The organism is Streptomyces sp. NPDC054863 (genome assembly GCF_053610825.1).
This window is the reverse complement of sequence record NZ_JBSGZD010000284.1, coordinates 1-10,295: the sequence shown is the minus strand read 5'-3', so window position 1 is coordinate 10,295 and position 10,295 is coordinate 1. Positions and strand designations below refer to the sequence as shown.

General features: G+C 72.0%; 12 protein-coding genes. 5 read left to right on the top strand and 7 right to left on the bottom strand.

The features are described 5' to 3' along the window. Together ACWGIG_RS32175 and sigE are read right to left on the bottom strand one after the other, a co-directional pair. Window positions 1-914, bottom strand: a 914-nt coding sequence (locus tag ACWGIG_RS32175) for an anti-sigma factor family protein (protein ID WP_453325218.1), incomplete at its 3' end; no start/stop codon positions are given. Continuing rightward, a complete protein-coding gene (sigE, locus tag ACWGIG_RS32170; RefSeq protein ID WP_453325217.1) occupies window positions 911-1,693 on the bottom strand; it encodes an RNA polymerase sigma factor SigE in 783 nt (260 codons plus the stop codon). The genes sigE and ACWGIG_RS32175, both read right to left, overlap by 4 nt. Before the next feature lie 152 nt (window positions 1,694-1,845). Between sigE and ACWGIG_RS32165 the strand changes: the two genes are divergently transcribed. Then, a complete protein-coding gene (locus tag ACWGIG_RS32165; RefSeq protein ID WP_453325216.1) occupies window positions 1,846-2,511 on the top strand; it encodes an O-methyltransferase in 666 nt (221 codons plus the stop codon). Between the two features lie 180 nt (window positions 2,512-2,691). Here the strand turns inward: ACWGIG_RS32165 and ACWGIG_RS32160 are convergent, their stop codons facing one another. Beyond that, on the bottom strand, window positions 2,692-2,859 hold the full coding sequence (locus ACWGIG_RS32160; RefSeq protein WP_003966491.1) for a DUF3117 domain-containing protein: 168 nt from the start codon (window positions 2,857-2,859) through the stop codon (window positions 2,692-2,694). Between the two features lie 301 nt (window positions 2,860-3,160). On the opposite strand from ACWGIG_RS32160, the gene chcB reads away from it, so the two are divergent. After that, window positions 3,161-3,961: a 2-cyclohexenylcarbonyl CoA isomerase gene (chcB, locus tag ACWGIG_RS32155; protein ID WP_453325215.1), complete on the top strand. Its 801-nt coding sequence runs from the start codon at window positions 3,161-3,163 to the stop codon at window positions 3,959-3,961. A gap of 204 nt (window positions 3,962-4,165) precedes the next feature. On the opposite strand, the gene ACWGIG_RS32150 is transcribed toward chcB, so the two are convergent. Continuing rightward, window positions 4,166-4,762: a DNA-3-methyladenine glycosylase I gene (locus ACWGIG_RS32150; protein WP_453325214.1), complete on the bottom strand. Its 597-nt coding sequence runs from the start codon at window positions 4,760-4,762 to the stop codon at window positions 4,166-4,168. After that, window positions 4,759-5,193 carry a DivIVA domain-containing protein gene (locus ACWGIG_RS32145; RefSeq protein ID WP_453325213.1) on the bottom strand — a complete coding sequence of 145 codons (435 nt, stop codon included), beginning with the start codon at window positions 5,191-5,193 and terminating at the stop codon, window positions 4,759-4,761. Before ACWGIG_RS32145 ends, ACWGIG_RS32150 begins: the two co-directional genes overlap by 4 nt. A 123-nt stretch (window positions 5,194-5,316) precedes the next feature. On the opposite strand from ACWGIG_RS32145, the gene folP reads away from it, so the two are divergent. Then, on the top strand, window positions 5,317-6,177 hold the full coding sequence (gene folP / locus ACWGIG_RS32140; protein ID WP_453325219.1) for a dihydropteroate synthase: 861 nt from the start codon (window positions 5,317-5,319) through the stop codon (window positions 6,175-6,177). A 170-nt stretch (window positions 6,178-6,347) separates the two neighbouring features. Here folP and ACWGIG_RS32135 read toward each other — a convergent pair whose 3' ends face one another. After that, on the bottom strand, window positions 6,348-7,097 hold the full coding sequence (locus tag ACWGIG_RS32135; RefSeq protein ID WP_453325212.1) for an LOG family protein: 750 nt from the start codon (window positions 7,095-7,097) through the stop codon (window positions 6,348-6,350). A 69-nt stretch (window positions 7,098-7,166) separates the two neighbouring features. Continuing rightward, window positions 7,167-8,246 carry a succinyl-diaminopimelate desuccinylase gene (dapE, locus tag ACWGIG_RS32130; protein WP_453325211.1) on the bottom strand — a complete coding sequence of 360 codons (1,080 nt, stop codon included), beginning with the start codon at window positions 8,244-8,246 and terminating at the stop codon, window positions 7,167-7,169. A 149-nt stretch (window positions 8,247-8,395) separates the two neighbouring features. Between dapE and ACWGIG_RS32125 the strand changes: the two genes are divergently transcribed. Together ACWGIG_RS32125 and ACWGIG_RS32120 are read left to right on the top strand one after the other, a co-directional pair. After that, window positions 8,396-9,382 carry a hypothetical protein gene (locus tag ACWGIG_RS32125; protein WP_453325210.1) on the top strand — a complete coding sequence of 329 codons (987 nt, stop codon included), beginning with the start codon at window positions 8,396-8,398 and terminating at the stop codon, window positions 9,380-9,382. 396 nt (window positions 9,383-9,778) lie between these two features. Then, window positions 9,779-10,252: an ATP-binding protein gene (locus ACWGIG_RS32120; RefSeq protein ID WP_453325209.1), complete on the top strand. Its 474-nt coding sequence runs from the start codon at window positions 9,779-9,781 to the stop codon at window positions 10,250-10,252. Window positions 10,253-10,295 lie beyond the last annotated feature (43 nt).

Sequence of the window (10,295 nt, the reverse complement as noted above, 5' to 3'; positions counted from 1 at the left end):
AGCGGGGACACCGCCGAACTGTCCAGCAGGAAAGCCGGGAAGACCCGCGTGCCGTCGTGCTGCCGCCCGTGCCCGGGGCCCGGGGCCCGGCCCCAGCCCTGCCGCTGCCCCTGCCCCTGTCGCTGGGCGAGTGCGAGCGGATACTCCGTCAGTCCCGCGCTGTACGGGACGGGCGGTGCGGTGGCCGTGCCCGCGCGGTCGGTGGTGACCGAGAGCCGGGTCGAACCGCCGCCCGTGGCGGTCGCGCCCGTGCTCGCGCTGGTGGCGCCGCCCTGGCGGCGGCTGCCGTCCGTGCCGCCCGCCGGGGTCGCGGCCCTGGTCGGGACGAGCCCGCCCGCCCGCTCGCCCCTGGCGGTGGGGTTGTTGGTCGTCTCCGCCGGAAGGGCGCCGCCGAGGGCGATCGCGGCCAGCGAGACGGCGCTCGCCGCGGCGAAGGCGAACCTGCGCGGCCTGCGCCCGCCCGTGCGCTCGGTCTCCGGGCGGCCGACCTCGTGAATGCGGAAGCCCCGGTCACGGGAGGCGCCGGGAAGCACGCCCGGGTGGGCTCCGCCCGGCTCGTACCCGATCCCGGCTCCGAATCTCAGGTCGTCGCCGGCCGGGAAGACCCCGAAGGAGCTCTCCCCCGATCTTCTGCGGCCCGGTGACTCGCCGTCACCCGGTCCGTCCTCGTCGGCACTGCCCCCTGGCAGGCCCTGGAGGCGCGCCAGGAACCCCTCGGAGGGGCCGGGGGGTGCGGAGTGCGCGAAGACGTCCTTGAGCCTGCGCTGGGCATCGGCCTCGGCCTTGCACTTGGCGCAGGTAGCCAAATGGGCCAGGACACGCTCGCGCGAGTCGTGGCCCAGTTCGCCGTCCACCAGGGCGGAGAGCCGGTCCCCGAGGTGCTGTTCCGCCGGGGTGGGTCGTGATCCGCTCACCCGAGTCCGCCCTCTCCGGCCGCCGAGGGAACGATCGGCACGCCCGCGCCCACCGAAGCCATCGCGCGCTGCTCGGCGCGGGCCTGGGGGGAACGGTGCTTCAGCGCCTTGCGCAGGTGCGAGCGGCCTCGGTGGATGCGGCTGCGCACGGTCCCGAGCTTGACGCCGAGGGTCGCGGCGATCTCCTCGTACGAAAGGCCCTCGATGTCGCAGAGCACGACGGCGGCACGGAACTCGGGCGCAAGGGTGTCCAGCGCCTGCTGCACGTCCGCGTCGAAGTGGGTGTCCTGGAAGGCCTGCTGGGGCGACGGGTCGCGGCTGGGCAGCCGCTCGGCCGCGTCGTCGCCGAGCGAGTCGAAGCGGATGCGCTGCTTGCGGCGCACCATGTCCAGGAAGAGGTTGGTCGTGATCCGGTGCAGCCAGCCCTCGAAGGTGCCGGGCGTGTACGTCGACAGCGAGCGGAAGACCCGGACGAAGACTTCCTGGGTCAGGTCCTCCGCGTCGTGCTGATTTCCCGTCAGGCGGTAGGCCAGGCGGTAGACGCGGGTGCTGTGCGTGCTGACGATCTCCTCCCAGGTGGGAGGCGTCCACGTCTCCTCCGCGTCCGAGAAGTCAGCGAAGGTCGCCGTGGTGGCGGAAGTGGAACGGTCAGCGGTGTCGGTCACGGATTTCGGCTCGCCCGCAGACCTGAGAAAGCGCCGGAGCACTCCTCCCCGATCACCGGCCGCAGCCGCACCTCCCCTGTCGGCTCTGGTGGTGTCCAGTGGAGCCCCTACCATAACCACCTCGCCCGTTAGCTCCGGATAAGAGTCTTTGCGTGAATTTTGGGCCCGTTGCCGGCCCCGGTCCCCGTGATCCATCGGTCCCCCCTGTCCCTTCACAACGACCGGTCCCATCTGCGAGTTCCCGACGTCAGCGGATACAGTCACCGTTGCGCCAACTACGGGGACAGGAGAGCGTCATTACCGCCAACCGGCAGACGAGCTGGGCGTTCGCCGACGCCTACGTCGCCGAGGACGACACTCTGCACTGGGCCCGTGACCGGGCCCGGGACGCGGGCGTGCCCTCGGTGTCCCCGGGCACCGGCGCCGCGCTGCGGCTGCTGGCCGGGGCGGCGGACGCCAAAGCCGTCGCCGAGATCGGTACGGGCACGGGCGTGTCCGGCATCTACCTGCTGCACGGCATGCGGCCCGACGGCGTGCTGACCACCGTCGACCTGGAGCCCGAGCGGCAGACCTTCGCCCGTCAGGCGTTCCGCTCGGCGGGCTTCGCGGGGAACCGGGCGCGCTTCATCCCCGGCCGGGCCCTGGACGTACTGCCCCGCCTCGCGGACGGCGGCTACGACCTCGTCTTCTGCGACGGCGACCGGCTGGAGTCCCTGGACTACCTCGCTGAATCGTTGCGTCTGCTGCGGCCCGGCGGCCTGGTCTGCTTCGAGGGAGTCTTCGCGGACGGCCGCACCGTCGACTCCGCCGCCCAGCCCGCCGAGGTGCTGCGGCTGCGCGAACTGCTGCGCACGGTCCGGGAGTCGACGGAACTGGTGTCCTCGCTGCTGCCGGTCGGCGACGGGCTGCTGTGCGCGGTGCGCAAGGGCTGACCGCCCTGCTCTGTGCGCAAGGGCTGACCGCCCGGCTCCGTACGAAAACTTCTCGCCCGGACGACTCGTGCACGGCGTCGACGACTCGCCCCCGGCGTCCTGGAAAACGCCACTGCCCCGGTTCACGCTCGCGCGTGGCCGGGGCAGTGGAGAGTTAAGAGCGCTATCCGCCTTCAGGCGTTAGCCGACGACCTTCTTCAGGGCGTCGCCGAGTGCATCGGCCTCGTCCGGAGTCAGCTCGACGACAAGTCGACCGCCGCCTTCGAGCGGAACGCGCATGACGATGCCCCGCCCCTCCTTGGTCACCTCGAGCGGGCCGTCGCCCGTCCGCGGCTTCATGGCCGCCATGCTCGTTCCCCTTCCTGAAACCAGCTCACGCAGCCGACAACCCAGGTGTCACCGGCATCGAACACATTGCTTCCAGGCCATTATCCCGCATCGCAGGACCCAATGACCAACATCGGTTGGCATCGCTTGCGCAACGCGCAGCCGCAAAACCACTCAATTCGGCGATCCAGCTGCGATACTTCGCCGCCCTGTACCGCCTCCGGACGTCTTTTTGTTTGACGCAGGTCACATGCGCAGGGTCCCGGATCTCCGCCATGCTGGCCTGTGCATGCCCATTTTTCGCATCTGGAGGGGACCGACGATGGCCGACACCGTGCTCTACGAGGTGACCGACGCTCTCGCGACGATCACGATCAATCGCCCCGACGCCATGAACGCGATGAACACCGAGGCCAAGGTCGCGCTGCGGGAAGCGGCGCAGGCCGCGGCGGCGGACCCGGGCGTACGGGCGGTGCTGCTGACGGCGACGGGCCGGGCGTTCTGCGTCGGCCAGGACCTCAAGGAGCACGTCGCCTCGCTCTCCGCGGACCGGGCCGCGGGCACCGGAAACACGATGAGCACCGTGCAGGAGCACTACAACCCGATCCTGCGGGCGCTGACCGGGATGGAGAAGCCGGTCGTCGCCGGGGTCAACGGGGTCGCGGCGGGGGCCGGCCTCGGTTTCGCGCTCGCCGCCGACTACCGGATCGTCGCGGACACCGCCACCTTCACCACGTCCTTCGCCGGGGTCGCACTCACCGCCGACTCGGGCGTGTCCTGGACGCTGCCGCGGCTGATCGGCCACGGCCGGGCCGCCGACCTGCTGCTCTTCCCGCGCTCGGTGAGCGCCCAGGAGGCGCTGGAGCTGGGCATCGTCAACCGGGTCGTGCCCGCCGCCGCGCTGGCCGCCGAGGCGAAGGCCGTGGCGCGGGCGCTCGCGGAGGGTCCGACGGTGGCGTACTCCGCGCTGAAGGCCTCCCTGGCGTACGGGTCCGGGCACAGCCTGGCCGAGACGCTGGAGAAGGAGGACGAACTGCAGACCCTGGCGGGTGCGTCGGAGGACCACGCGATCGCGGTGCAGGCGTTCATCGACAAGGCGAAGCCGAAGTACCTGGGGCGCTGACCCGGTTCTTCGCGGCCGTCCGTTTCTCCGCCGGCTCGGTTCTTCGCCGGCCCGTTTCTCCGCCGGCCCGTTTCTCCGCCGGACCGGTTCTGCGCCGCCCGGTTCTCCGCCGGACCGGTTCTGCGCCGCCCGGTTCTCCGCCGGTCAGGTTCCTTCGCGTACCCCGTACGGGCGATTGCCTGCGCTCCGTACGGCTGGGTGCGGTTACGTGCGGTTGCCCCGGGCGACGCAGTCCACGAGGTGGTCGTCGACCAGGCCGCACGCCTGCATCAGGGCGTACGCCGTGGTGGGGCCGATGAAGCGGATGCCGCGCTTCTTGAGGTCCTTGGCGAGGGCCGTGGACTCCGGGGTGACGGCGGGTACGTCCGCGAGCGTGCGGGGCACGGGGCGGCTCGCGGGGTCAGGGGCGTAGGACCAGACGAGACGGTCCAGTTCGCCCTCGTCCCACCGGCTGAGGACCCGGGCGTTGGCGAGCGTGGCCTCGATCTTGGCGCGGTTGCGGATGATGCCGGGGTCGGCGAGGAGGCGGGCCGCGTCGGCGTCGGTGAAGCCCGCGACCCGGTCGATCGCGAAGCCCGCGAAGGCGGTGCGGAAGCCCTCGCGGCGGCGCAGGATCGTCAGCCAGGACAGCCCGGACTGGAACGCCTCCAGGCAGAGGCGCTCGTACAGCGCGTCGTCGCCGTGGACCGGACGGCCCCACTCCGTGTCGTGGTAGGCGGTGTAGTCCTCGGTGGCGAGCCCCCAGGGGCAGCGGAGGCCCCCGTCGGGGCCCGGCGAGGCGCCGACTCCGGTGTCGGTCATGACTGCGGCTCCCCGGGGGCGGCCGGGCGGGTGCCGGGCTCGGGTGTCCGCTCGGCCGCGGGCCCGGGCTCGGGTGCTTCCTGCGGGGCGGGCCCGGCGGGTTCCTCGAAGAGGTGCGGGCCGCCGACCGTCGTGGCCTGGGCGCCCGCGAGGGCCGATTCCAGTTCGGCGATACGGGCGTCCCGCTCGGCCAGTTCGGCGCCGACCCGGCCCAGGACGTCGTCGACGTCCGCCATCCGGTAACCCCGGGGCGCAAGCGGCAGCCGCAGCGCCTCGATGTCCGCGCGGCCGACCGGGCGGGTCAGCGGCAGCGGGTCCACCAGATGGTCGGGGGCGGCCTCCGGGAGAGGACCCTCGTCACCACCGCCGACGACGGCGAGCGTCACGGCGGCGACGACCACCACCATCGCCAAGAGCAAGAACCAGAACACCAGCGTCTCCCCGGGGCATACGGAAACCTTCCGGTCCCGATCGTGCCATGCGGGTGTGACAGTTAAGGTCGCAGGCGGCCCGTCGAAGGTCGTCAGAGGGCCGTGACGAGGAGGAATCTGCAGATGCTGCGGCTGGGCCGGCGCGCTTTCGAGACGCACGAGCCGGTGATCATGGCGATCGTGAACCGCACCCCGGACTCCTTCTACGACCAGGGAGCGACCTTCCGCGACGAGCCCGCGCTGGCCCGCGTCGAGCAGGCGGTGTCGGAGGGGGCCGCCGTCATCGACATCGGCGGGGTCAAGGCAGGGCCCGGCGAGGAGGTGACCGCCGAGGAGGAGGCACGGCGCACGGTCGGCTTCGTGGCCGAGGTGCGGCGCAGGTACCCGGACGTCGTCATCAGCGTGGACACCTGGCGGCACGAGGTCGGCGAAGCGGTCTGCGAGGCGGGCGCGGACCTGCTCAACGACGCGTGGGGCGGGGTCGATCCGTTGCTGGCGGCCGTCGCCGCGCGGTACGACGTGGGACTGGTGTGCACGCACGCGGGGGGCGCGGAGCCGCGCACCCGGCCGCACCGGATCGAGTACGAGGACGTGATGGCGGACATCCTCGACGTCACGGTGGGACTGGCCGAGCGGGCCGTCTCGCTCGGGGTGCGGCGGGACGCGATCATGATCGACCCCGGCCACGACTTCGGAAAGAACACCCGGCACAGCCTGGAGGCGACGCGGCGGCTCGGGGAGATGTCGGCGACGGGGTGGCCGGTACTGGTGTCCCTGTCCAACAAGGACTTCGTCGGGGAGACGCTGGACCGGCCGGTCAAGGAACGGGTGCTCGGGACACTGGCGACCACGGCGGTCTCGGCCTGGCTGGGCGCTCAGGTGTACCGGGTGCACGAGGTGGCGGAGACGCGGCAGGTGCTGGACATGGTGGCGTCGATCGCGGGGTGGCGGGCGCCGGCGGTGGCGCGGAGGGGGCTGGCGTAGGCGGGGATCCTGCCTGTCGCGGAGGGTTGCGGCCCGCGCGCGGGCCGCTTCCCCCGGGGGCGGGGCAGGCGGTCAGGGGCGCGGGGAACTGCGCGGCCGGCCACGGCGCACCCGCACGACGACCACCCCGCACCCCGCACCCCGCCCCGCGCCCCGCGGTCCGCGGTCCGCTACTTGCCCGTTTCCTTCGTCACCAGTGCGACCGCTTCTTCCACGTCGTCCGTGACGTGGAAGAGAAGCAGGTCCTTTTCGGAGGCCTTGCCCTGGGCGATCACCGTGTTGCGCAGCCAGTCGACGAGGCCGCCCCAGTACTCCGTACCGAAGAGGACGATCGGGAACTGGGTGACCTTCTGGGTCTGGACCAGGGTGAGGGCCTCGAAGAGTTCGTCGAGGGTGCCGAAGCCGCCGGGCAGGACAACGAAGCCCTTGGCGTACTTGACAAACATTGTTTTTCGAACGAAAAAGTATCGGAAATTGACCCCGATATCGACGTGCGGGTTGAGCCCCTGCTCGAAGGGGAGCTCGATGCCGAGGCCGACGGAGACGCCGTTGGCTTCTCTGGCGCCCTTGTTCGCGGCCTCCATCGCGCCGGGGCCGCCGCCCGTGATCACGGCGAAACCCGCCTCGACGAGCGCGCTGCCGATCCGTACGCCCGCGTCGTACTCCTGCGAACCCACCGGGGTGCGCGCCGAGCCGAACACGCTGATGGCGCTGGGGAGTTCGGCCAGTGCGCCGAAGCCCTCCACGAACTCCGACTGGATGCGCATGACCCGCCACGGGTCGGTGTGCACCCACTCCGAGTCGCCCTCCGTGTCCAGCAGCCGCTGGTCGGTGGTGCCGGGCTGGACCTGTTCCCGGCGGCGCAGGACCGGACCGAGCCGTTGCTCGTCGTATGCCCGTCCCTCTTCAGGATGCGTCATGCCGTGCTCCCTTCGCTGCCGTACGTTGTCCGGTCAGGGTAGGTCCACAGATGTGACGAACGGCGAAATTCAGGCCGTCAACCAGGCGTGGAGTCGTTCTTCGCCGTGCAGGATCTTCGCGACCTCCACGTGTTCGTCCCGCTTGTGGGCGAACAGCGGGTCGCCGGGGCCGTAGTTCACCGCGGGGACGCCGAGCGCGCTGAAGCGGGCCACGTCCGTCCAGCCGAACTTCGGGTTGGCCCGGCCGCCGACCGCCTCCATGAACGCGACCGCCGCCGGGTGCGAGAGGCCGGGCAGTGCCGCCGGGGAGTGGTCGTCCACGGTGAAGTCCGCGATGTCGCAGTCCGCGAAGACCTCGCGCACGTGCGCGATCGCCTCGTCCGTCGAACGGTCGGGCGCGTAGCGGAAGTTGACCGTCACCGAGCAGTCGTCCGGGATGACGTTGTTGGCGACGCCCGCTTCGACACGGACCGCGTTGAGGCCCTCGCGGTACTCCAGGCCGTCGATCACCGGGCGGCGCGGTTCGTACGCGGCCAGCCTGGTCAGGATCGGCGCGATCTTGTGGATGGCGTTGGAGCCCATCCAGCTGCGGGCGGAGTGGGCGCGCTCGCCCGTGGTGCGCAGGACGACGCGCAGGGTGCCCTGGCAGCCGCCCTCGACCTCTCCGTAGGAGGGTTCGAGGAGGACCGCGAAGTCGCCCACGAGCCAGTCGGGATGGGCTTCGGCGACATGGCCGAGGCCGTTGAGGTGGGCGGCGACCTCCTCGTTGTCGTAGAAGACGAAGGTGAGGTCGCGGTTGGGCTCGGGGACCGTGGCGGCGATACGGAGTTGCAGGGCGACGCCGGACTTCATGTCGCTGGTGCCGCAGCCCCAGAGGACGCCGTCCTCGTCGAGGCGGGAGGGGACGTTGTCGGCGATGGGGACGGTGTCGATGTGCCCGGCGAGGACCACGCGCTCGGCGCGGCCCAGGTGGGTGCGGGCGACGACGTTGTTGCCGTACCGGTCCACGGTCAGGTGCGGGAGCGCGCGCAGGGCCTGCTCGATGGCGTCGGCGAGCGGCTTCTCGTTGCCGCTCTCGGAACGGAAGTCGACGAGCCGGGCGGTGAGGGCTGCGGCATCGAGGCTGAGGTCGAGCGGTGCGTCGGTCATGCGCCCGACCCTAATGCGCCCCACCCGCCCCCTGCGGGGCCCGGGCCCCCACCCGCCCCTGCGGGGCCCGGGCCCCGCACCCCACCGGCACAGAACGGGCAGGGGTCCGGGCGGGCGGACTGGTGTGCGGGCTCCAGTACCTTGGCTGTGTGTCCCAGCTCCCCCTTCTCTCCTCCCTCCACGGCCGTACCCTCCGCCTCGTCGTAGGCGCCGTCGTACTGCTGGCGCTGGCCGGATATGTAGCGGTGCAGTACTTCTCCGGCGGCCAGTCCTCCACCCGTTGCGTGGTGCGCGGCGGCGACGGTACGCAGGGGAGCGGCGCCAGATACGAGCTGACCGCCGAGCAGGCCGTCAACGCGGCGGCCATCTCCTCCGTCGGTACGTCGCGGGGCATGCCGGAGCGTGCGGTCACCATCGCACTGGCGACCGCCCTCCAGGAGTCCGCGCTGCGCAACATCCGGCACGGCGACCGCGATTCGCTCGGGCTCTTCCAGCAGCGGCCCTCGCAGGGCTGGGGCACCGGCGAGCAGATCCTCGACCCCGCGTACTCGGCCGCCCGCTTCTTCCAGCACCTCACCGAGGTCCCCGGCTATTCGCGGCTGCCGCTGACGGTGGCCGCGCAGCGGGTGCAGAAGAGCGGTTTCCCGCAGGCGTACGCGAAGCACGAGCCGGACGCGGCGCTGCTCGCTTCGGCGCTCACCGGCCGTACGCCCGCGTCTCTTTCGTGTGACGCGCGCAAGGGCGGCGACGACGGCAAGCAGGGCGATCCGGCGAAGGTACGGGAGGGCCTGACCGGCGCCTTCGGTGCGGGCGTCCTCGCGCGGACGCGGACGGCGGCGGGCTCCCCCGCGAGCGGATCCGACGACGCGCGGACCGTCGTGGTGCCCGTCCCCGGGGCCGGCGGCAGCGACGCCTTCGCCGATCCCGCCCAGCAGCGGGGCTGGCAGCTGGCGCACTGGGCGATGGCCCACTCCGCCGAACTCCGCATCACCCGCATCACGTACGCGGGCCAGGAATGGAGTTCCCGGCAGGCGTCGGAGGGCTGGCGGCGGACCCCCGTGAAGGCCGGTCCGGCAGGCACCCCCGCCGGCGCCCCCGCCGGTGCCTCCGAGGTGCGGATCAGCACCGCTCCGTAAGAGCAAGTCAGCACGCACCCACCGGACAACTGGCCGATAACGGGCAGATCACTCCCGGGTCAAGAGCAGGTCACCGATCGAAAACCGGGCGGTCACCCGTCCACCGGGTCACCCGAAGGGGGACGTCCGGCACCTTCGGGCGGTCGGTGCGCGACCACCGCGCCCACCTCGGCCGATGCCGTTCAATTCCCTTGGGAATCAAGGGAAGGGGGGCTTTCGACCGGTTCCCCGATGCTGCTTGTTTGCCCGTTTTTATCCTCAAAGGATAATGCGTTGCATTGCAAACTCTTTACCTTGCCGCACCGCAACCTCCCCCGCCCTCCCAGCGGTTGTTCAGTGCGTCCGATCGCCGGACAGACAGCGTCTCAACAACGTCTTCTCCCGCTAAGGAGCACCATGTCCCTCCCCCTGGCTCGTCGGATTGCCCGTGCCGCACTGCTCGGCGCCGCAGGCGCGGTTTCCGTGGTCGGTGCGGCCGGCTCCGCCAGCGCGGCCGACCTTCCCGCGGCCCCGAACCTCGGTGGCCTGACCGCGCTGGACGGCGCCGGTCTCGGTGAGACCGTCGACGGTGCGTCGCAGAAGGCGTCCAACACGGCGGGCGACACCGGCAGCGCCGCCGTCAAGAAGGCCGTCCCCGCCGCGGGCAAGACCGTCGGCAAGGCGGGCAAGACCGCCACCCCCGCCGCCCAGAAGGCCGCAGGTGACGTCGCGGGCAGCGCCGGTGAGGTCCTCGGCGACACCACCAAGACCGCCACCGACGGCGGCCTGCCCACCGATGCCCTGACCTCCGGCGGCCTCCCGACCGGTGGCCTCCCGACCGGCGGCGGCCTGCCCGGCGCCGGCAGCCTCGGCGGCCTGCCGGTCGGCTAGCCGACCCGCACCACGCACCCAGAGGGGCCCCGGGAGCACGAAC

What these genes read in the sequence shown, in the direction of transcription:
- dapE (WP_453325211.1), bottom strand. Translation starts at nt 8,246, where the DNA reads ATGACCGACGCACCGCTCGACCTCAGCCTCGATGCCGCAGCCCTCACC.
- ACWGIG_RS32160 (WP_003966491.1), bottom strand. Translation starts at nt 2,859, where the DNA reads ATGGCGGCCATGAAGCCGCGGACGGGCGACGGCCCGCTCGAGGTGACC.
- folP (WP_453325219.1), top strand. Translation starts at nt 5,317, where the DNA reads ATGCTGCGGCTGGGCCGGCGCGCTTTCGAGACGCACGAGCCGGTGATC.
- ACWGIG_RS32135 (WP_453325212.1), bottom strand. Translation starts at nt 7,097, where the DNA reads ATGACGCATCCTGAAGAGGGACGGGCATACGACGAGCAACGGCTCGGT.
- sigE (WP_453325217.1), bottom strand. Translation starts at nt 1,693, where the DNA reads ATGGTAGGGGCTCCACTGGACACCACCAGAGCCGACAGGGGAGGTGCG.
- ACWGIG_RS32120 (WP_453325209.1), top strand. Translation starts at nt 9,779, where the DNA reads ATGTCCCTCCCCCTGGCTCGTCGGATTGCCCGTGCCGCACTGCTCGGC.
- ACWGIG_RS32150 (WP_453325214.1), bottom strand. Translation starts at nt 4,762, where the DNA reads ATGACCGACACCGGAGTCGGCGCCTCGCCGGGCCCCGACGGGGGCCTC.
- chcB (WP_453325215.1), top strand. Translation starts at nt 3,161, where the DNA reads ATGGCCGACACCGTGCTCTACGAGGTGACCGACGCTCTCGCGACGATC.